The sequence below is a fragment of the Photobacterium sp. WH24 genome (genome assembly GCF_019204055.1).
Lineage (GTDB): Bacteria > Pseudomonadota > Gammaproteobacteria > Enterobacterales > Vibrionaceae > Photobacterium > Photobacterium arenosum.
Genome location: NZ_JAGSOZ010000005.1, coordinates 172796 through 193354, shown reverse-complemented (window position 1 = coordinate 193354; position 20559 = coordinate 172796). Strand labels below are relative to the sequence as shown.

Sequence of the window (20559 nt, the reverse complement as noted above, 5' to 3'; positions counted from 1 at the left end):
CTGTTGCTTGCCCGACAAGGGCAGGTATAAATGAAAGAGGTGCACATGCATCGAAATCCGACGATTTCGGTGTGTTGCCACTGCTGCCTGTAGCGCAACAGGCAGAGCAGCGGAAAACCAACGACCCAGTAATCTCTGGTGGAGGCATCCGGCCGGTGTCTTCAGTTCGCTTATTATTCAGCTGAATCAATTATTATGTCCGAACAATTTGCTCACGTTTCCGTGCTGCTCCATGAGTCTGTCGATGGTCTAGCCATCAAACCAGACGGTATTTACATCGACGGTACCTTTGGCCGTGGAGGCCACAGCCGTCTGATCCTTTCCCACCTTGGCGAACATGGCCGTTTGTACGGTATTGACCGCGATCCCCAGGCGATTGCAGAAGCCGCCAAGATCAACGACCCGCGTTTCTCTATTATCCATGGCCCGTTTTCCGGTATGGCCGGGTACATGGAAGAGCTGGGCCTGACCGGCAAGATCGACGGTGTGCTGCTGGATCTGGGGGTCTCTTCTCCTCAGCTGGATGATGCCGAGCGTGGCTTCAGCTTTATGCGCGACGGCCCGCTGGATATGCGTATGGATCCGACATCCGGTATTTCTGCTTCTGAGTGGCTGGCCAGCGCCGAGGCGGACGATATTGCCTGGGTCCTGAAAGAGTTTGGCGAAGAGCGTTTTGCCAAGCGTATCGCCCGCGGCATAGTGGAATACCGCAGCAATCCGGACAATGTGCCGCTGGAGCGAACCACCCAGTTGGCTAAACTTATCGCTGACGTTTCACCATTCAGAGACAAGCATAAACATCCGGCCACCCGCAGCTTTCAGGCGATACGCATTTATATCAACAGTGAGCTTGAAGAGATAGATACCGCCTTACACGGCGCGCTGGAAGTGCTGGCTCCTGGTGGCCGTCTGTCAGTGATCAGTTTTCACTCACTTGAAGATCGCATGGTGAAGCGTTTTATTCGTAAGCAGAGTAAAGGGCCTGACGTACCTGCCGGCTTGCCCCTGACCGAAGATCAGATCAAAGCGCTGGGCAGTGCCGATCTGAAAGCCGTAGGTAAAGCCATTAAGCCGACGGCCGCGGAGACTCAGCATAACCCGAGAGCGCGCAGTTCTGTGTTGCGTCTGGCTGAACGCCTATGAGTACCCAGCCAGCAGCGGCAGACAGCCTGATTCGTCAGATCGGCCATGATCTGTTATCCGTCGGCCGTGTGCCTTTGGTGTTGCTGGTGCTGGTTCTCATTTCTGCCTTGGGGGTGGTATATATCACCCACCAATCCCGCCAACTGGTCGCGCAACAGGAGCAACTGCTCATTGAGCGGGACGATCTGGATATCGAATGGCGTAATCAGCTGCTGGAAGAAAACTCGCTGGCTGAGCATAGTCGAATTGAAACCCAGGCTGAGAAGGCGCTTGATATGAAGCGTCCTAATGCAGCGAATGAAATTGTTGTCCCGTAATGAAAAAAGCCGCCTCTTCACCTGAACCGCAGACGCCGCGCCCTTCGGCATCCACACCTGCGTTTATTCCCTGGCGTTTCGCCCTGATCTGTAGCTTGGTTGGTTTGGCACTGGTGGGTCTGATAGCCAGAGCCGCTTATATTCAGGTACTGGAACCCGGCAAGTTGATCCAGGAAGGGGATCTGCGCTCGTTGCGTGTGAAAGCCATGCCGTCGGCACGGGGCATTATTTCCGATCGCAATGATGAACAGCTGGCCGTCAGTGTGCCTGTTCAGGCCGTTTGGGCTGATCCGGTGGATATTTATAAGCATGGTGGTCTCTCGGAGCCGGCTCGCTGGCATGCGTTGGCAGATGTCTTGGGGTTGGATCGTCAGGACATGCTTGCCCGGCTGGAAGAGAATAAATCCCGTCGATTCATTTATCTGCAGCGTCAGGTCAGCCCGGCGATGGCGGCCTATGTCGGTAAGCTGAAATTACCCGGCATTGGCCTGAAAGATGAATCCCGCCGCTTTTACCCGGCGGGTGAAGTGAGTGCTCACCTGATTGGGGTCACGGGCATTGATGGTCGCGGACTGGAAGGTGTCGAGCGGACCTATGATGGCTGGCTGACCGGTGAGCCGGGCAGACGCACAGTACGTAAAGACAGGTACGGCCGTGTGGTTGAAAATATTTCGCTCAAGCAGCGCGAGCCGGGCAAACCGCTGGCACTGAGTATTGACCAGCGATTGCAGGCGGTGGCTTACCGGGCCGTGAAGCAAGCGGTGGTAGATTACAACGCCACCTCAGCAACCATTGTCATGGTCGATGTGCGGACCGGCGAGATACTGGCCATGGTCAATGCGCCCTCGTATAACCCCAATAACCGCGATCAGCTGCAAAGTTTCCGCATGCGTAACCGTGCTATCACAGATGCGATGGAGCCAGGCTCCACCATCAAACCTTTTATCGTATTGGCTGCGCTGGAGAATGGCGTTGCTGATGAGAACACAGTCATCGATACCGGTAACGGGATTATGCAGGTAGGTGGCAGCCGGGTGCGGGATGTGTCACAGGTCGGCAAGGCCGATTTGGCGAGAATCCTGAAAAAGTCCAGTAATATAGGTGTCAGTAAATTATCTTTGTCTATGCCTGTTGATGCGGTGCTGGGTATGTACAGCGGTGTGGGTTTGGGTGAAGAATCGGGCATTAACCTGATTGGCGAAGCGCTGGGATTGTTCCCGGATCGCCGCCGCTGGTCTGATTTTGAGCGGGCTACCCTGGCCTTCGGTTACGGTATTTCAGTCACCCCCATTCAGTTAGTACGTGCTTACGCCACCTTGGGGGGCTTAGGTATCAACCGGCCGCTGTCGATTTTGAAAACCGAAGCTGTGGTGCCGGGGCGGCAGGTGGTGTCGGCAGAAAACACCCGTAAAGTGCTGAACATGCTTGAAGGTGTTACGCAACCTGATGGCAGCGCCAAGCACGCGGCTGTATCTGGTTACCGGGTGGGCGCTAAAACCGGTACTGCTAAGAAAGCGGCGGCCGGTGGCTATAGTGATGAATATATCGCCATGACCGCAGGGCTGGCACCTATCAGTGATCCTCGTCTGGCTATGGTGGTGGTGATCAATGAACCTCAGGGTGATGCTTATTATGGTGGTCAGGTCGCCGCCCCTATTTTTGCAGAAGTGATGGGCAGTGCCCTGCAAATTCTCAATGTCAAACCTGATGCCGGAAAAGGCGATCAGTTGAATATCGTCCATAACAGAGGCAAGTCTGATGCCGGAACCTGATGTTTCAATTTCTTTGGGGGAGCTGTTAGCTTCCTGGTTTGCGCCTGAGGTCTTAGCCGCTTCAGTCTCTGCAGTGCAGGTCAAAGATCTGACCCTCGACAGCCGCGTTGTGGTGCCGGGCAGTATCTTTATTGCCATTAAGGGCCATGCGGTCGATGGTCGCCAGTATATTGATGCCGCGATCCAGGCCGGTGCGTCGGCTGTGCTGGCTCAGGCTGAAGATAACCAGCCAGATGGCGAGATACATTATCACAGTGGTATTCCTGTGATTGCGGTGTGTGATTTGCCGGCAAGGCTGTCCGCTCTGGCCGGTGCAGCTTACGGCCAGCCCGATCAACAGCTGCAGCTGGTGTCGGTCACAGGCACCAACGGCAAAACAACAGTCAGCCAGCTGCTGGCACAATGGGCAGGGTTGCTCGGCCGTACCGCCGGGGTGATGGGTACTACGGGCAATGGCCTGCTGTCCAGGCTGACACCGGCCATGAACACCACTGGCAGCGCCATTGATATTCAGAAAACCCTGGCTGAGCTGGTCAACCAGGGCGCAGATTTTGCGGCGATGGAAGTTTCCTCGCACGGTCTGGTGCAGGGGCGGGTGAAAGCCCTGCATTTTGCGGCCAGTATTTTCACCAATCTTAGCCGGGATCATCTTGATTACCATGGTGATATGGCAAGTTATGCGGCAGCTAAGCAAAGTTTGTTCACGGAACATAGCGCAGGTATTGCTGTCATTAATGCTGATGATGATGTTGGCAGACGCTGGCTGAACGAGTTGCATGACGCGGTTGCCGTCGCGACAGAGTCATCGCATCTGTCCGGGCACAGCGGTAAGGCGTTGTGGCTGACGGCTGTCAGCTATTCCACTCAGGGGGTGACTGTGTCTTTTGATTCCAGCTGGGGGCAAGGCGATTTTACCGCTCCGCTGGTTGGTGCTTTCAATGTCTCTAATCTGCTGTTGTCGCTGGCGACGTTACTGGCGCTGGGTTACCCCCTGAGTGTCTTGCTGGCCACGGCTCCCCGCCTGCAGGCGGTGATAGGTCGGATGGAAGTTTTTCAGGCCGCTGACAAACCTATGATGGTGGTTGATTATGCTCACACCCCGGATGCGCTGGAGAAAGCACTGGCAGCGTTACGCCTGCACTGTGAAGGCAAGCTCTGGTGTCTGGTCGGCTGTGGTGGTGAGCGTGATCGCGGTAAGCGGCCTATGATGGCTGCCGTGGCTGAGCAGTTAGCCGATTATGTGATCCTGACGGACGATAATCCGCGCAGTGAATCACCCCGGGAGATAGTGAGTGATATGCTGGCCGGACTGGCGCAGCCGGAACGCGTTCAGGTTATTCATGACCGGGCCGAAGCCTGCCAGCGGGCATTCAGTCAGGCGAAGGCGCAAGATATTGTACTGGTGGCCGGTAAAGGCCATGAGGATTATCAGGTACTGGCGGGGAAAACCATTCACTATTCAGATCGTGAAACCGTACAGGCCTTGTTGGAGACACACTAAATGATTCAGGTGACACTGAGCGAACTGGCAGCGGCGCTTAACGCCCGCTTGATTGGCCAGGATGTCAGTATCGATGCAGTTTCAACGGATACCCGGACAATAGTGCCGGGTACCTTATTTCTTGCGCTGAAAGGTGAGCGCTTTGATGCCCATGACTTTGCTGCGGATGCAAAGGCCAAGGGAGCATCCGCCTTGTTGGTGAGCCGTGAGCTGGATGTGGCTTTACCACAACTGCTGGTTAACGATACCCGCCAGGCTCTGGGCCAGCTGGGCTGCTGGCTGAAAGCAAAAATGACGCGCGAACATGGTCTCAAAACAGTGGCACTGACCGGAAGCTGTGGTAAAACCACGGTCAAGGAGATGGTGGCAGCAATTCTTTCACAATGTGGCCGTGTGCTGGCCACTGCCGGTAACTTTAACAATGATATCGGTGTTCCCCTGACGCTGCTGCGACTGACTCCGGCACATGAGTTTGCGGTGATTGAGCTGGGGGCCAATCATGAAAAAGAAATCGCTTACACCTCTGCACTGGTGAAACCCGATGCGGCACTGGTCAATAATCTGGCGGCGGCGCATTTAGAAGGTTTCGGTTCGCTGGAGGGAGTTGCAAGAGCCAAAGGCGAAATTTTCGAAGGGCTGATTCCCGGTGGCACGGCTGTGATCAATCTGGACTCACATGCCCTGGAGCGTTGGCAACCATTGCTGACCGACAAGCAGCTGGTAGGTTTTATTGCGGCGGACAAGGTACCTTTAGCTGCTGATGATTCTGACAGCAATTCTGTCGCAGGGTTCTCAGCCAGCGAGATTAGCGTTAACGGCCACGGCTGCCCTTGTTTTACAATGCACACACCTGCTGGTGATATTTCACTCACTTTGCCTCTGGCTGGCCGTCATAATGTAGCCAATGCGCTGGCTGCGGCGGCGTTGACTATGGCGATGGGAGCCACGTTGGCGCAAGTGGCGTCGGGATTAGCGCAGATGGAAGCCGTTAAAGGACGTGCTTTGGTACTGGAACCCAGGCAGGGATTGCGTCTGATTGACGATACCTACAACGCCAGTGTGGCCTCAGTGAAAGCCGCTATCGACTTGCTGGCGGATTTCAATGGGCAGCGCTGGCTGGTATTTGGCGATATGGCCGAAATGGGGCAAGAAAGTGAGCGGATGCATCGCGAGATAGCCGATTACGCTCAGCAAAAACAGCTGGATCGCGTCCTGACAGTAGGTAAAGCCAGTGCTATCGTGAGTGAAGTGAACCTGGGACAACACTTCAGTGATAATTTGGCATTGAAGGCCGCGTTGATCGCTCAGGTACAGCAATTTCATCATGAATCCGCACAGGATTCTCAACAACAACAAGAAATAACAGTGTTGGCAAAAGGGGCACGCAGCGCCCGTATGGAAGAAATTATTGCCGCACTGCAGGACTTATAACAATGATTTTTTGGTTAGCAGACTTATTAGAGTCGACTTTTCCTTTTTTCCGTCTGTTTGAATACTTGACGTTTCGCGCCATTATCAGCGTGTTGACAGCTTTGTTTATTTCATTATGGATGGGGCCTCGCCTGATTGCCCGTTTGCAGATGATGCAGATTGGCCAAGTGGTGCGCCATGACGGACCCGAGTCTCATTTCAGTAAGCGTGGCACGCCGACCATGGGCGGTGTCATGATTCTGGCGGCGATCACCATCACAGTACTGCTGTGGTCTGATATCAGCAACCCTTATGTCTGGGCTGTGCTGACCGTTATGCTCGGCTACGGTATCGTCGGCTTTATTGATGATTACCGCAAAGTGGTTCGTAAGAATACCGATGGTTTGATCGCCCGCTGGAAATATTTCTGGCAGTCGGTGATTGCCCTGGTTGTTGCCTTTGCCCTGTATGCCTACGGGAAAGACACGGCAGCGACCCAGCTGGTGGTGCCTTTCTTTAAAGATGTCATGCCCCAGCTTGGCGCGCTGTACATAGTGCTCACTTATTTTGTCATTGTCGGCACCAGTAACGCGGTGAACCTGACTGACGGCCTTGACGGTCTGGCCATTATGCCAACTGTGATGGTGGCGGCCGGTATGGCCTTTATTGCCTGGGCGACCGGTAATGTGAACTTTGCCAGCTACCTCAATATTCCGTATATCAGTAACGCCAGTGAACTGGTGGTGGTGTGTGCGGCCATAGTTGGTGCCGGTCTGGGCTTTTTGTGGTTTAACACCTATCCGGCACAGGTCTTCATGGGCGATGTCGGCTCGCTGGCGCTGGGTGGCGCTCTGGGGACGATTGCGGTACTGGTTCGTCAGGAGCTGTTGCTGGTGATCATGGGCGGTGTTTTTGTCATGGAAACTGTGTCTGTGATCCTGCAGGTGGGCTCTTACAAGCTGCGAGGCCAGCGAATCTTCCGTATGGCGCCGATTCATCATCACTATGAGCTGAAAGGTTGGCCCGAGCCACGTGTGATAGTGCGCTTTTGGATCATCACCCTGATGCTGGTGCTGTTTGCGCTGGCAACACTGAAGGTGCGCTAAATGAATCACTTGGCACAGGCAGGTAACGTTGTGGTCGTGGGTCTGGGTGTAACCGGACTGTCGGTGGTGAACTACCTGACAAGGCAGCCGTCACCGCCGGCAATTCAGGTGATTGATACCCGGGCCCATCCCCCGGGAGAGGATCAATTGCCAGACGGTGTCAGCCTGAGTGCCGGTCAGTGGCAGATGGACTGGCTGCTGGCGGCGGATCTGATCGTCGCTAATCCGGGGGTCGCCCTGAGTACGCCTGAGTTGCAAACCGCCATCGCGGCCGGCATTCCTGTGATTGGTGATATTGAATTGTTTGCCCTGGCAGCCGATAAGCCGGTGCTGGCGATTACCGGTTCAAACGGTAAAAGCACAGTCACCAGCCTGGTCGGTGCCATGGCCGCTGAAGCGGGTATCAAAGCGGGAGTAGGCGGCAACATCGGCCTGGCTGCCCTGGATATGTTAGAACAAGGTAATGAACTGTATGTGCTGGAGCTGTCGAGTTTTCAGCTCGAAACCACAGCTTCGCTCGAACTGGCTGCAGCGGCCTACCTGAACCTGTCTGAAGATCATATGGACAGGTACGACAGCCTTGCCGACTATGGTCAGGCCAAGCAACGTATTTACCGTCATGCCCGGCTGGCCATTAGCAATCGTGACGATGCGGCGACATTGCCGGATGGCTCATGGCAAGGTATGCGAACCAGTTTTGGCTTTGATGGGCAAGACTACGGACTGATTCAGCACCAGGGTGAAGAGTACCTGGCGGTGCATGGCATGCCTGTGATGCCAAGCCGGGACATTGCCCTGGTCGGCCGCCATAATGTGGCTAACAGCCTGGCAGCGCTGGCGCTGGCAGACGCGGCGGGTATTGACCGTGACGCTGCCTGCCGGACACTGCGCCGTTATACTGGTTTGCCGCACCGTTGTCAGCGTGTGGTACAGGCGCACGGTGTTGACTGGGTCAATGACTCGAAAGCCACCAATCTCGCCAGTACGCTGGCTGCGCTGAATGGTCTGTCCATTCCGGGCAAAGTGCATTTACTGGTGGGCGGTGACAGCAAGGGGGCGGACTTTACGCCGCTCAAACCTGTGCTGGAGACCCTCAACGTTCAGCTGTACTGTTTTGGCCGTGACGGTCACCGGTTCCTGACCTTGTCACATGCCCCGGTCGTGGTGGAAACCTTAGATCAGGCGATGGCACTGGCAGCGTCGGAAGCGAGATCCGGAGACATGATATTACTGTCTCCGGCCTGTGCCAGCCTGGACCAGTATTCTAATTTTATGGCACGTGGCGACGCTTTTGCTGAGCTGGCTCACAGCCTGAAAGATCAGGTGCAGGGAGTGCAGGCATGCTGAAAGGGGTAAAAGATACCCTGTTTGAAATCAGCCAGTGGTTTAGCCGGCCGGCCCCGCCTTGTCAGTATGACAGACAACTGGTGTGGATCAGTCTGTCCCTGATGGTGACCGGTCTGGTTGTGGTCAGCTCCGCCTCTGTGCCTGTGGCCACACGCCTGACAGACATGCCGTTTTATTTTGCGCTGCGCCATGCCTTTTTTCTGTTCTGTGCCCTGATTATTGCCGCTTTCATGGTCCAGGTGCCGCTGGAGCGCTGGCGTCAGCTGAGTGTGCCTATGTTGCTGGTATCGCTGGCCTTGCTGGTGATTGTGCTGGTCGTTGGCCGTTCGGTTAACGGTGCGGTTCGTTGGATTCCGCTGGGGATCTTTAACCTGCAGCCAGCGGAAGTGGCTAAACTCTCGCTCTTTGTGTTTCTGTCCGGGTATCTGGTGCGCCAGTATCATCAGGTCAGACAAAGTTTTTACGGCTTTATCAAACCGCTGGCCGTGCTGGCGCTCATGGCTATTTTACTGCTGCAACAGCCGGATCTGGGTTCCTTTGTCGTGATGTTTGTCACTACAGTCGGCATGCTGTTTATTGCCGGGGCTAAGTTGTGGCAGTTCCTGGCCATGCTCTCGATGGCGTTACTGGGCATAGTAATGCTGATTGTGTTCGAGCCTTACCGCATGCGCCGGATCACCGCTTTTTTGGATCCCTGGGAAGATCCCTTTGGCAGTGGTTACCAGCTGACACAATCTTTGATGGCATTCGGCCGGGGTGACTGGATGGGACAAGGCCTGGGCAATTCCATTCAGAAACTGGAATATTTACCCGAAGCTCATACTGATTTCGTGTTCGCTGTACTGGCCGAAGAGCTGGGGCTGCTGGGGGTGACTCTGGTGCTTTTGCTTATCTTTACCTTGGTGTTCAAGGCACTGTTCATCGGAAAGAAAAGTCTGGAGTCTGGCCAGTTGTTCGGCGGTTTTCTGGCATTCGGCATCGGGTTCTGGTTTGCTTTCCAGACCTTGGTCAATGTCGGGGCGGCGGCCGGTATAGTACCGACCAAAGGGTTAACTCTGCCTTTGATCAGTTACGGCGGATCGAGCTTGTTCATTATGTCGACGGCCGTGGCCATTTTGCTGCGCATTGATCATGAACAACGGCATCAGGCTCGTTTCGGATCAGCGCAATCAAGTGATGAAAATGACAATGAAGAAAAATAAGCGTTTGCTGGTGATGGCTGGCGGCACGGGCGGCCATGTATTTCCTGCGTTAGCCGTGGCCCGTAAGCTGCAGCAGCAAGGCTGGGAAATTCGCTGGCTGGGTACGGCAGATCGCATGGAAGCCGACCTGGTGCCCAAACACGGGATTGAAATAGACTTTATTAAAGTGAAAGGATTACGCGGCCAGGGGATCAAAAAACTGCTGGCGGCGCCTTTTCAGATTGTGGGCGCGATATTGCAGGCCCGCCGCTATATCCAAGCCTGGCAACCGGATGCGGTGCTTGGCATGGGCGGTTATGTCAGCGGTCCGGGTGGCGTAGCAGCCTGGTTCAGCGGTATTCCGGTAATTCTTCACGAGCAAAACGCGGTTGCGGGCCTGACAAACCGCTGGTTATCGCGCATTGCGGCCAGCGTGTTACAGGCTTTCCCCGGCGCGTTTCCAGGCAAACCTGTGGTTGGCAATCCGGTTCGCCGCGATGTGACTGAGCTGGCAGCGCCAGCGCAGCGACTGGCTGAGCGAGAGGGTCCGGTACGGATCCTGGTAATGGGTGGCAGCCAGGGCGCACGAATACTGAACCAGACTGTACCGGCCGCCGCTGCGCAACTGGGCGGAGATGTCGACATCTGGCATCAGGCAGGTAAAGGAAATCAGGCCAGCACTGAGCAGCTATACAATAAGTGTGGTGTGCAGGGATATAACGTCACTGAATTTATTGATGATGTTGCGGCGGCTTATGACTGGGCCGACCTGGTGGTTTGCCGATCTGGGGCGCTGACCGTCTCTGAGTTGTCGGCGGCTGGCGTCGGAGCGATATTCGTGCCTTTCATGCATAAAGACCGCCAGCAGGCCCTGAATGCGGATCATCTGGTGGAGTGCGGCGCCGCACACATGATAGAGCAGCCGGATCTGACAGCCGATCGTCTGGCACAGCTAATTACAACCTTAGATCGCCCGGCTTTGCTGAGCATGGCCGAGGCGGCGAGACAGGCTGCGATCCTTGATGCGGATGTCCGAGTGGCTGATGTGATTAAGGCGCAGGCTAAGTAAAGAAGAGAACAGAGTGATGAGTAAACTGGATAACCAGCAAATAGCCAAAATCAGAACCATGGTGCCAGAGATGCGCCGCGTTGAGCGTATTCACTTTGTTGGTATCGGCGGGGCCGGAATGAGTGGCATCGCCGAAGTATTATTGAATGAAGGCTACCGTATCAGTGGTTCGGACATTACCCCAAACTCAGTCACTGAGCGTCTTGGCGAGCGTGGTGCAGAGCTGTTTTTTGGTCACGCGAGTACGAATGTTGAAGGGGCCAGCGTGGTGGTGGCCTCGACCGCAATATCGGCGGAAAACCCCGAGCTGAAAGCGGCTCGTGAGTTACGTATTCCCGTGGTCCGCCGTGCGGAAATGCTGGCCGAGCTGATGCGCTATCGCCATGGCATTGCGATTGCCGGTACGCACGGTAAGACAACCACAACAGCACTAACTACACAGATTTATTCCGAAGCCGGACTGGATCCGACCTTTGTTAATGGCGGCCTGGTGAAGAGTGCCGGTACCAATGCACGCCTGGGTTGCAGCCGCTATCTGATCGCTGAAGCCGATGAGAGTGATGCCTCTTTTATCCACCTGCAGCCCATGGTGTGTGTGGTCACTAACATTGAAGCTGACCATATGGAAACTTATGGCGGTAACTTTGAAAACCTGAAGCAAACCTTTATTGATTTCCTTCATAACCTGCCGTTTTACGGGCTGGCCGTGATGTGTATTGATGATCCTGTGGTACGGGAATTGCTGCCACGTGTGGGGCGTCAGGTCATTACCTACGGTTTTGCCGAGGATGCCGATGTTCGGTTGGTGAATTATCGTCAGCAGGGCCAGCAAGGACATTTCTCGATTCTGCGAAAAGGGAAACCGGAGCTGTCAGTCACACTCAATATTCCGGGACAGCACAATGCCCTCAATGCCGCCGCGGCCGTTGCTGTGGCGACGGAAGAAGGCGTAGAGGATGACGCTATCCAGCGCGCGCTGGTTGAATTTGAAGGAACCGGCCGCCGTTTTGATCACCTGGGTGAATTTGACAGCGGCAACGGCAACGTGATGCTGGTGGATGACTATGGTCATCACCCGAGTGAAGTGGATGTCACCATTAAAGCCGCTCGTGCTGGCTGGCCGGGTAAACGTCTGGTGATGGTATTCCAGCCTCACCGTTATACCCGCACCCGCGACCTGTATGATGATTTTGCCAATGTGCTGGAGCAAGTGGATGTACTGCTGATGCTGGATGTGTACAGCGCAGGTGAAGTCGCGATCCCCGGTGCTGACGGACGTTCACTGTGCCGTACCATTCGCGGACGGGGTAAGCTCGATCCGATTTTTGTGCCCAGCACAGCGGCATTACCGGGAGCTTTGGCCAATGTTATTCAAGAGAATGACCTTGTTCTGACGCAAGGTGCTGGTGACGTTGGTAAAATTGCCCGACAGCTGGCCGCGATGGCGCTCAGCGTGCATGAAATGAAGAAATGATATGCCGGTGTGGCATTTAAACGCTAAAATCTGGATTATTTTGTGTCACTTTCTTGCACTTCTTCGCTAAGCTTGAAGAGAAAGCCAGAATAATCCTGCTTTTGCATGCACTTTGATGTCTAAGCACAGGAAATTGCGAACAATGGTTGGAGAGCATCGAGTTGGTCGGTATAATCGGCCAGCTTTGTTGTTATATCCTGATTCTGGTGAAATTTTGTGGCTGATAAGTCATCACTTGTCTTGTCTGGTCCATAAAATAACGGCAGACTGACATGATTCAGGAAATAAAGTGTTAAACCATGACAGAAACAGCCTTGAAACAGAGTAACTTGATTGGCAGTACTTTGTCCCAGTGGCGGGGTTTAAGCTTTCTGGTGCTGGTCATAACCGCTATGGCTTGGTTGTTTGTCGCGGTAGTGCACTGGATGACAGATGCAAACCGATTGCCGTTATCCCAATTGATTATTCAGGGTGAGCTGCATCATCTGACCACAGATCAGGTCAGACAGGGCATTCTTGAAATGGGCTCACTGGGCAGTTTTATGCTTCAGGATGTGGACGAGCTTCAGCATGCCCTGGAGTCTTTACCCTGGGTTGCCCAGGCATCGGTACGAAAGCAATGGCCGGATACCGTAAAAGTGTATCTGGTTGAGCATCAACCAGCTGCTGTCTGGAATGACAAGTATCTGGTTAACCTGCAAGGGCAGGTGTTTCATGCCCCGTCTTCCGATGTGTCGGGCGAGCCTATGGTAACGCTGGAAGGACCGGATGGCAGCAGTGAGGAAATGCTCAAAACCTGGCGTGAAATGCAACCCGAGTTGCAGCGCGGCGGTTTAGAAATTGTCAGGCTGTCGTTAAATGAGCGGCGGTCATGGCGAATCTGGCTAAGCAATGGAATCCGGCTGGAGTTGGGTCGGGAAGCCAGAATTGAGCGTATCAAACGGTTTTTATGGTTATACCCGGATCTGGAACAGCAGGGTAAAGCCGTTGATTATGTTGACCTCCGCTACGACACAGGTGTTGCTGTTGGATGGCAACAGAATAATGAATAAGTGGTTCAGGAAAAGAGCGTGCGCTAATGACGAAGGCTACAGATAAAAAACTCATTGTTGGCCTTGATATCGGTACTTCCAAAGTATGCGCTTTGGTCGGCGAAGCATTACCTGACGGCCAGGTGAATGTCATTGGTGTGGGCAGCAGTCCGTCTAAAGGCATGGACAAAGGCGGCGTCAATGATCTGGAATCTGTCGTCAAATCTGTGCAAAGGGCGGTTGACCAGGCAGAATTAATGGCCGACTGCCAAATTGCCTCTGTTTATTTGTCGCTGTCTGGTAAACATATTCGTTGCCAGACCGAAAAAGGCATGGTGCCGATTTCTGATAAAGAAGTGACTCAGGATGACGTGGATAACGTCATTCATACTGCCAAATCGGTGAAAATCAGCGATGAGCATCGCACTCTGCATGTGATTCCGCAAGAGTTCGCCATTGACTACCAGGAAGGTATCAAGAACCCTGTGGGTTTGTCCGGCGTCCGGATGGAGGCCAGCGTTCATATGATCACTTGCCATAATGATATGGCACGTAACATAGTGAAAGCCGTAGAGCGTTGCGGCCTGAAAGTGGATCAACTGATCTTCTCCGGGCTGGCTGCCAGTTATGCTGTACTGACGGCAGATGAGCGTGAACTGGGTGTGTGCGTGATAGATATTGGTGGTGGCACCATGGACATGGCTGTCTGGACAGGTGGTGCATTGCGGCATGCGGAAGTGATTCCTTACGCAGGCAATGTGGTCACCAGCGATATCGCTTATGCCTTTGGCACACCGCCAGGTGATGCTGAGGAAATCAAAGTGAAGTACGGTTGTGCACTGAGCGAGCTGGTCAGTAAAGATGCCAAAGTCGACGTACCGAGTGTGGGAGGTCGGCCATCGCGCAGCCTGCAAAGCCAGACATTGGCCGAAGTCATTGAACCGAGATACAGCGAGTTGCTGGGTCTGGTTAATCAAAAGTTGGTGGAAATACAAGAACAATTGCGTAATACGGGTGTTAAACACCAGCTGGCCGCTGGGATAGTGTTAACCGGTGGAGCCTCACAGATGGAAGGGCTGGTCGAATGTGCTGAGCGGGTATTCCGTAATCAGGTACGTTTAGGCCGACCGCTGGCATTGAGTGGTTTAACGGACTATGTCCAGGCCCCGCATTACGCGACAGCAGTAGGCTTACTGCATTACGGAAAGGACAGTCAGACATTTGAAGATGGTGAACTTGAACCAAAACGGTCAGTTGCAGGTCTGTTCACTAAAATTAGTGGTTGGCTAAGAAAAGAATTTTAAACCTGATGCGAACAGGAAGAACGGAGAGAACACATGTTTGAACCGATGATGGAATTGTCTGATGAAGCGGTAATTAAGGTCATTGGCGTTGGCGGTGGTGGTGGTAACGCTGTCGATCACATGGTTCGTGAATCGATCGAAGGCGTACACTTTATCAGTGTTAACACTGATGCGCAGGCTTTGCGTAAGAGTAACGTCGGCACAGTGATCCAGATTGGTGGTGATATCACCAAAGGTTTGGGCGCAGGCGCTAACCCTCAGGTTGGTCGTGATTCAGCCCTGGAAGATCGTGAAGCGATCAGGGAAGCATTAGAAGGTTCTGATATGGTCTTCATCGCTGCAGGCATGGGGGGCGGCACAGGTACAGGTGCGGCGCCTATCATTGCTGAAGTAGCGAAAGAGCTGGGAATTCTAACGGTTGCTGTTGTCACTAAGCCATTCAGCTTTGAGGGCAAAAAACGTTTGGCGTTTGCGGAACAGGGCATTGAAGAGCTGTCCAAACACGTTGATTCGTTGATTACGATTCCAAACGAGAAGCTGCTGAAAGTGCTGGGGCGTGGTATCACGCTGTTAGACGCTTTTGCAAAAGCAAACGACGTACTGAAAAACGCCGTTCAGGGTATTGCTGAGCTGATTACCCGCCCGGGTATGATCAACGTCGACTTTGCAGACGTACGTACTGTGATGTCCGAAATGGGTCATGCCATGATGGGTAGCGGTGTTGCGACAGGTGAAGACCGAGCGGAAGAAGCAGCAGAAATGGCGATTTCCAGCCCGCTGCTGGAAGACATCGATCTGGCTGGTGCCCGTGGTGTTCTGGTGAACATTACTGCCGGTCTGGATATGCGTCTGGACGAGTTTGAAACTGTCGGCAATACAGTGAAAGCTTTTGCTTCTGATAACGCAACTGTGGTGATCGGTACGTCTCTGGATCCGGATATGACCGATGAGCTGCGTGTGACAGTTGTGGCAACCGGTATTGGTAAAGAGTCTCGTCCGGATATTACTCTGGTCACCAGCTCAGCCAAGCCTGCAGCACAGGAAAAGCCTGTGATCCAGGAGAAGGAAGAGCCGATCGCAGCTAAAACGCCGGCACAACCCGCTGTTGCTGAGAAAAGTGTTCAGTCAGGGTCAGCCGCTACGGCAGCCAAGCCTAAGCAGCAAGCCGATCATGACTATCTGGATATCCCAGCATTTTTGCGCAAGCAGGCAGACTAAGTTTAAAAAATTTGGGTTAGGTCACGTTTGGTGGTAATATGAGCGCCTGGCCGCCCTCAAGTTTGCAGATTGGTGGCCGATAAATAGTCATCAGTCAGTTGAGACGAGTAAGCAGATGATCAGACAACGTACACTAAAAAGCATCGTTAAAACGATTGGAGTGGGTTTGCATTCCGGGCGTAAAGTGACGCTTATTCTGCGGCCTGCTGCCGCAAATACTGGTGTAATCTATCGTCGTACGGATCTAAATCCGCCGGTGGATTTCCCGGCTAATGCAGATTCTGTGCGAGATACTATGTTGTGCACCGCACTGGTGAATGATCAGGGCGTACGCATCTCAACTGTCGAGCACCTGAATGCTGCCCTTGCTGGTATGGGTATTGATAACGTTATTGTGGAAGTGGACGCACCGGAAATTCCTATTATGGACGGTAGCGCCAGCCCCTTTATTTATCTGTTGCAATCTGCCGGCATTGAAACGCTGAATGCGCCTAAGCGTTTTCTGCGTTTGAAAAAAACTGTTCGCGTTGAAGATGGCGATAAATGGGCGGAGCTGCGACCGTATAACGGTTTCCGTCTGGATTTCGCGATTGAATTTAATCATCCGGCGATTGATTCCGAGCAGCAGCGTCTGGTACTGGATTTTTCCAGCCAGTCGTTTGTGAAAGATATCAGCCGTGCCCGTACTTTCGGTTTTATGCGTGATATTGAGTATCTGCAGTCTCAGAACCTGTGTCTGGGTGGCAGCTTCGATAATGCTATCGTGCTTGATGATTATCGCATTCTGAACGATGAAGGTCTGCGTTTCGACAATGAGTTGGTGACGCACAAAGTACTCGACGCTATCGGCGACCTGTATATGTGTGGTCACAACATTATTGGTGAAATGGTGGCTTATAAATCCGGTCATGCCCTGAACAACATGCTATTGCGCGCTGTACTTGCTGATCAGGAAGCCTTTGAATGGTCAACATTCCAGGACGAAGCCGAAGTACCGGTAACCTTTGCCCAGCCTGGCATGGTACTGGCGTAAAGCTAAGCAATTAAAGAAAAAACGTCAGACTCTGTCTGGCGTTTTTTTTCACCTGTAGTGTCGGTTACTGGTTGTTTTGTTTGGCGAGAGCAGCCAGTCGCTCCAGACGGGCTTTGACTTTGGCTGGGGCATCCTGAGCGGTTTCCATCAGAGACTGCGCAGCTTTTTGTGAAATGGGCTTACGTTTCAGCACAGAGGTGCTGTTGGTTTTCACTGTCGTTGCCGCCAGAACCGGATTGACACTGACCCTGATATCCTGAAGCTGAGGCAGCATATGCTCACGGAGCCGTTGTATCAACTGGTTCCGTTCATAATTCAGCCGCATTGACCAGGCCGCCGATGCGACTTCAATCACTAATATTCCTTGCCGGTAGTTGCTGACACGGCAGAGTTGCGCGCAATTGAGATGCTGCTGTACCTGCACATTGAGCTTATGCAATGCCATGGCTCTTTGCTGGATATTGCCCAATGCCGTTTCATCATCCAGCAGGCTGGCTGTTGTTTGTGGGCGGTGATCTCTCATTTTGACGCCGTAAAAATGAATTTAATGAATGTAAAGAACGCACCGAACGGAGTGAGATCTAAATTTTACTATCTGATCACTAAGTTATCGCCTTAATGATAGGCGGACCAGAGAATATTTTTTATCATAACAAATTAAGGGAGCGGCCTGCGCTTTTTCTGGCGTTGAGGTGCATGGTTCCAATTCGTAAAGCATGATATTGTGCCTTGATTGCCCTTGAAATTTAGCAAGGGAAACACAATATCTCCATCACAGACATTTGTTTTCAACCCAGCTTGAAGTTAACGAATAGTATTGGGAAGGGCGGAGCATGGAAGGGCTTCGTTTTGATTGCAATTAATTGAGTACTCAGCCTGCGCTTGTGCTGGGATCTGACATCACAAAGAGTAAAACGGCATAGCCATGTTATCAAAACTACTGACTAAAGTTATCGGCAGCCGCAACGACCGTACCATTCGACGTTTGCGTAAAATTGTTGATGAGATCAACAAGCTAGAACCACAATTTGAAAGCCTGCAGGATGAAGAGCTGAAGGCTAAGACGGCAGAGTTCCGTCAGCGTCTGGAACAGGGAGAATCGCTGGATCAGCTGCTGCCTGAAGCCTTCGCAACCGTACGCGAAGCCTCTAAGCGTGTGTTCGGCATGCGTCATTTTGATGTGCAGCTTATCGGCGGCATGGTGCTCAATGACTGCCAAATTGCAGAAATGCGCACTGGTGAAGGTAAAACACTGACAGCCACTCTGCCGGCTTATCTCAACGCACTGACGGGCAAAGGCGTTCACATTGTGACAGTGAATGATTATCTGGCCAGCCGTGACGCAGAAACCAATCGGGCACTGTTTGAATTCCTGGGAATGACAGTGGGCGTGAACCTGTCTCAGATGCCGCCACCGGTGAAAAAAGAAGCCTATGCGTGCGATATATTGTACGGCACCAACAACGAGTTTGGCTTCGATTACTTGCGTGACAACATGGCTTTCCGACCGGAAGACCGAGTGCAGCGTGAACGTTTTTTTGCGGTTGTGGATGAAGTGGACTCCATCCTCATCGATGAAGCCCGTACCCCTCTGATTATTTCCGGCCCTGCTGAAGACAGCTCTGAGCTCTATACCCAGATCAACACACTGATCCCTGAGCTTGTCAAAGAGGACAAGGAAGACAGCGAAGAATATCGTGGTGAAGGCCACTACACGGTTGATGAGAAATCAAAGCAGGTTCACCTGACAGAAAATGGTCAGGAGTTTGTCGAAGAATTGCTGAAGCAACGCGAGTTGATGCAAGAAGACGACACCTTATACTCACCTGCCAATATTTCTCTGCTGCACCATGTGAATGCTGCACTGCGTGCGCATGTGTTGTTTGAGCGTGATGTTGACTATATCGTCAAAGATAACGAAGTCATCATTGTTGACGAACACACGGGTCGTACCATGCCGGGCCGTCGCTGGTCTGAAGGTCTGCATCAGGCGGTTGAAGCCAAAGAAGGCGTTAAAATCCAGAATGAAAACCAGACGCTGGCCTCTATCACTTTCCAGAACTATTTCCGCCTGTATGAAAAACTGTCTGGTATGACGGGGACAGCGGATACCGAAGCCTTCGAATTCCAAAGCATTTATGGCCTGGAAACTGTGGTTGTGCCAACTAATAAGCCTATGATCCGTGATGATATGGGTGATTTGGTTTACATGACCGAAAGAGAAAAATTCGTCGCTATCACCGAAGATATTCATGCCCGTGTTGCCAATGGTCAGCCAGTGCTGGTGGGTACGGTCTCGATTGAAAAGTCTGAGCTGCTTTCCAGCCAGCTGAAAAAAGCCGGTATAGCGCATCAGGTTCTGAATGCCAAATTCCACGAAAAAGAAGCGGATATCGTTGCTCAGGCAGGTAAACCTGGCTCGGTGACTATCGCGACCAATATGGCTGGTCGAGGTACCGATATCGTATTGGGTGGCAGTTGGCAGAGTGAAGTCGAAGCCCTGAAAGAGCCGACTGAGGAGCAAATTGCTGCTGTTAAGACGGCATGGAAAGAGCGTCATGCTGCGGTGCTTAACTCGGGTGGCCTGCATATCATAGGCACTGAACGCCATGAATCGCGCCGGATCGACAACCAGCTGCGTGGCCGTGCCGGTCGTCAGGGGGATGCCGGTTCTTCACGTTTCTACCTGTCGATGGAAGATGGCCTGATGCGTATTTTCGCCTCAGACCGGGTGTCCGCGATGATGAAAAAGCTGGGCATGGAAGAAGGTGAAGCTATCGAACACCCATGGGTGACGAAAGCCATCGAGAATGCGCAGCGCAAAGTTGAAGGCCGTAACTTCGATATCCGCAAACAGTTGCTGGAATTTGATGATGTGGCGAACGACCAGCGTAAAGTGGTGTACGAACTGCGTGATGAACTGATGCACGCCGATGATATCAGTGAAATGATTTCGCATAATCGCGAAGATGTGCTGAACAGCGTGATAGATACCTATATTCCACCGCAGTCACTGGATGAAATGTGGGATATCCCTGGCCTGCAAGAGCGCCTGAAAGCAGACTTTGACCTGGATTTACCGGTTCAGCAGTGGCTGGACAGCGATGATAAGTTGTATGAGGAAGCATTACGCGAGCGCATTGTTGCTGAAGCTGTCAGTGTGTACAGCAGCAAAGAAGAAGCTGTTGGCGCCCCAGTGCTGCGTAACTTTGAGAAAACCGTGATGCTGCAGAATCTGGATACACTCTGGAAAGAGCATCTGGCGGCTATGGATCATCTGCGTCAGGGGATTCATTTGCGCGGTTACGCTCAGAAGAACCCGAAACAGGAATATAAGCGTGAGTCTTTCGAACTGTTCCAGGGCATGCTTGAAAACCTGAAAACCGACGTCGTGGCTATCCTGAGCAAGGTACGGGTGCAGCAGCAGGATGAAGTGGAACGTGTCGAAGCGGAACGCCAGCGCATGGCCGAAGAAATGGCCCGTCGCCAGCAATTCAACCATCAGGAAGCAGCCAGTGCCGTGGCCGAAACCAGTCAGGGCGGGGAAGATTCCCCGGCCGGTGAGCGTAAGGTTGGCCGCAACGAGCCGTGTCCTTGCGGTTCTGGCAAGAAATACAAACAATGCCATGGCCGAATTAGCTGATTTGGGAAGG

General features: G+C 53.0%; 16 protein-coding genes. 15 read left to right on the top strand and 1 reads right to left on the bottom strand.

Going from position 1 to position 20559, the window contains the following annotated elements; translation table 11 throughout:
* Positions 1-195: 195 nt before the first annotated feature.
* From rsmH to lpxC, 14 genes are all read left to right on the top strand, one after another.
* Positions 196-1143 (top strand): 16S rRNA (cytosine(1402)-N(4))-methyltransferase RsmH, encoded by a 948-nt coding sequence (rsmH, locus tag KCG43_RS08420; RefSeq protein ID WP_192015826.1) that lies wholly within the window; start codon positions 196-198, stop codon positions 1141-1143.
* Positions 1140-1460 (top strand): cell division protein FtsL, encoded by a 321-nt coding sequence (gene ftsL / locus KCG43_RS08415; protein WP_218384337.1) that lies wholly within the window; start codon positions 1140-1142, stop codon positions 1458-1460. Before rsmH ends, ftsL begins: the two co-directional genes overlap by 4 nt.
* Positions 1460-3232: a penicillin-binding transpeptidase domain-containing protein gene (locus KCG43_RS08410; protein ID WP_218384335.1), complete on the top strand. Its 1773-nt coding sequence runs from the start codon at positions 1460-1462 to the stop codon at positions 3230-3232. Before ftsL ends, KCG43_RS08410 begins: the two co-directional genes overlap by 1 nt.
* A complete protein-coding gene (murE, locus tag KCG43_RS08405; RefSeq protein WP_218384333.1) occupies positions 3219-4733 on the top strand; it encodes a UDP-N-acetylmuramoyl-L-alanyl-D-glutamate--2,6-diaminopimelate ligase in 1515 nt (504 codons plus the stop codon). Before KCG43_RS08410 ends, murE begins: the two co-directional genes overlap by 14 nt.
* Positions 4734-6164: a UDP-N-acetylmuramoyl-tripeptide--D-alanyl-D-alanine ligase gene (murF, locus tag KCG43_RS08400; protein ID WP_218384331.1), complete on the top strand. Its 1431-nt coding sequence runs from the start codon at positions 4734-4736 to the stop codon at positions 6162-6164.
* 2 nt (positions 6165-6166) lie between these two features.
* A complete protein-coding gene (mraY, locus tag KCG43_RS08395; protein ID WP_027253679.1) occupies positions 6167-7249 on the top strand; it encodes a phospho-N-acetylmuramoyl-pentapeptide-transferase in 1083 nt (360 codons plus the stop codon).
* Positions 7250-8596: a UDP-N-acetylmuramoyl-L-alanine--D-glutamate ligase gene (gene murD / locus KCG43_RS08390; protein WP_218384329.1), complete on the top strand. Its 1347-nt coding sequence runs from the start codon at positions 7250-7252 to the stop codon at positions 8594-8596.
* A complete protein-coding gene (ftsW, locus tag KCG43_RS08385; RefSeq protein WP_192015820.1) occupies positions 8590-9798 on the top strand; it encodes a cell division protein FtsW in 1209 nt (402 codons plus the stop codon). The genes murD and ftsW overlap by 7 nt, the downstream gene beginning before the upstream one ends.
* Positions 9785-10846 carry an undecaprenyldiphospho-muramoylpentapeptide beta-N-acetylglucosaminyltransferase gene (gene murG / locus KCG43_RS08380; protein ID WP_192015819.1) on the top strand — a complete coding sequence of 354 codons (1062 nt, stop codon included), beginning with the start codon at positions 9785-9787 and terminating at the stop codon, positions 10844-10846. Before ftsW ends, murG begins: the two co-directional genes overlap by 14 nt.
* Before the next feature lie 16 nt (positions 10847-10862).
* The gene (gene murC / locus KCG43_RS08375) at positions 10863-12320 is read left to right on the top strand and encodes a UDP-N-acetylmuramate--L-alanine ligase (protein ID WP_192015818.1); all 1458 of its coding nucleotides are present in this window, start codon (positions 10863-10865) and stop codon (positions 12318-12320) included.
* Positions 12321-12619: 299 nt separating this feature from the next.
* A complete protein-coding gene (locus tag KCG43_RS08370; protein WP_218384327.1) occupies positions 12620-13372 on the top strand; it encodes a cell division protein FtsQ/DivIB in 753 nt (250 codons plus the stop codon).
* A gap of 26 nt (positions 13373-13398) precedes the next feature.
* A complete protein-coding gene (gene ftsA, locus KCG43_RS08365) occupies positions 13399-14655 on the top strand; it encodes a cell division protein FtsA (protein WP_027253673.1) in 1257 nt (418 codons plus the stop codon).
* Positions 14656-14688: 33 nt separating this feature from the next.
* Positions 14689-15873 (top strand): cell division protein FtsZ, encoded by a 1185-nt coding sequence (gene ftsZ, locus KCG43_RS08360; RefSeq protein WP_027253672.1) that lies wholly within the window; start codon positions 14689-14691, stop codon positions 15871-15873.
* 115 nt (positions 15874-15988) lie between these two features.
* Complete coding sequence (gene lpxC / locus KCG43_RS08355; RefSeq protein WP_192015816.1) at positions 15989-16906, top strand: UDP-3-O-acyl-N-acetylglucosamine deacetylase; 918 nt, start codon at positions 15989-15991, stop codon at positions 16904-16906.
* Positions 16907-16970: 64 nt separating this feature from the next.
* On the opposite strand, the gene KCG43_RS08350 is transcribed toward lpxC, so the two are convergent.
* Positions 16971-17429: a DUF721 domain-containing protein gene (locus KCG43_RS08350; protein ID WP_192015815.1), complete on the bottom strand. Its 459-nt coding sequence runs from the start codon at positions 17427-17429 to the stop codon at positions 16971-16973.
* 402 nt (positions 17430-17831) lie between these two features.
* Here KCG43_RS08350 and secA point away from each other — a divergent pair, with 402 nt between their 5' ends.
* Positions 17832-20549 carry a preprotein translocase subunit SecA gene (secA, locus tag KCG43_RS08345; protein ID WP_192015814.1) on the top strand — a complete coding sequence of 906 codons (2718 nt, stop codon included), beginning with the start codon at positions 17832-17834 and terminating at the stop codon, positions 20547-20549.
* Positions 20550-20559 lie beyond the last annotated feature (10 nt).

What these genes read in the sequence shown, in the direction of transcription:
- rsmH (WP_192015826.1), top strand. Translation starts at nt 196, where the DNA reads ATGTCCGAACAATTTGCTCACGTTTCCGTGCTGCTCCATGAGTCTGTC.
- ftsL (WP_218384337.1), top strand. Translation starts at nt 1,140, where the DNA reads ATGAGTACCCAGCCAGCAGCGGCAGACAGCCTGATTCGTCAGATCGGC.
- KCG43_RS08410 (WP_218384335.1), top strand. Translation starts at nt 1,460, where the DNA reads ATGAAAAAAGCCGCCTCTTCACCTGAACCGCAGACGCCGCGCCCTTCG.
- murE (WP_218384333.1), top strand. Translation starts at nt 3,219, where the DNA reads ATGCCGGAACCTGATGTTTCAATTTCTTTGGGGGAGCTGTTAGCTTCC.
- murF (WP_218384331.1), top strand. Translation starts at nt 4,734, where the DNA reads ATGATTCAGGTGACACTGAGCGAACTGGCAGCGGCGCTTAACGCCCGC.
- mraY (WP_027253679.1), top strand. Translation starts at nt 6,167, where the DNA reads ATGATTTTTTGGTTAGCAGACTTATTAGAGTCGACTTTTCCTTTTTTC.
- murD (WP_218384329.1), top strand. Translation starts at nt 7,250, where the DNA reads ATGAATCACTTGGCACAGGCAGGTAACGTTGTGGTCGTGGGTCTGGGT.
- ftsW (WP_192015820.1), top strand. Translation starts at nt 8,590, where the DNA reads ATGCTGAAAGGGGTAAAAGATACCCTGTTTGAAATCAGCCAGTGGTTT.
- murG (WP_192015819.1), top strand. Translation starts at nt 9,785, where the DNA reads ATGAAGAAAAATAAGCGTTTGCTGGTGATGGCTGGCGGCACGGGCGGC.
- murC (WP_192015818.1), top strand. Translation starts at nt 10,863, where the DNA reads ATGAGTAAACTGGATAACCAGCAAATAGCCAAAATCAGAACCATGGTG.
- KCG43_RS08370 (WP_218384327.1), top strand. Translation starts at nt 12,620, where the DNA reads ATGACAGAAACAGCCTTGAAACAGAGTAACTTGATTGGCAGTACTTTG.
- ftsA (WP_027253673.1), top strand. Translation starts at nt 13,399, where the DNA reads ATGACGAAGGCTACAGATAAAAAACTCATTGTTGGCCTTGATATCGGT.
- ftsZ (WP_027253672.1), top strand. Translation starts at nt 14,689, where the DNA reads ATGTTTGAACCGATGATGGAATTGTCTGATGAAGCGGTAATTAAGGTC.
- lpxC (WP_192015816.1), top strand. Translation starts at nt 15,989, where the DNA reads ATGATCAGACAACGTACACTAAAAAGCATCGTTAAAACGATTGGAGTG.
- KCG43_RS08350 (WP_192015815.1), bottom strand. Translation starts at nt 17,429, where the DNA reads ATGAGAGATCACCGCCCACAAACAACAGCCAGCCTGCTGGATGATGAA.
- secA (WP_192015814.1), top strand. Translation starts at nt 17,832, where the DNA reads ATGTTATCAAAACTACTGACTAAAGTTATCGGCAGCCGCAACGACCGT.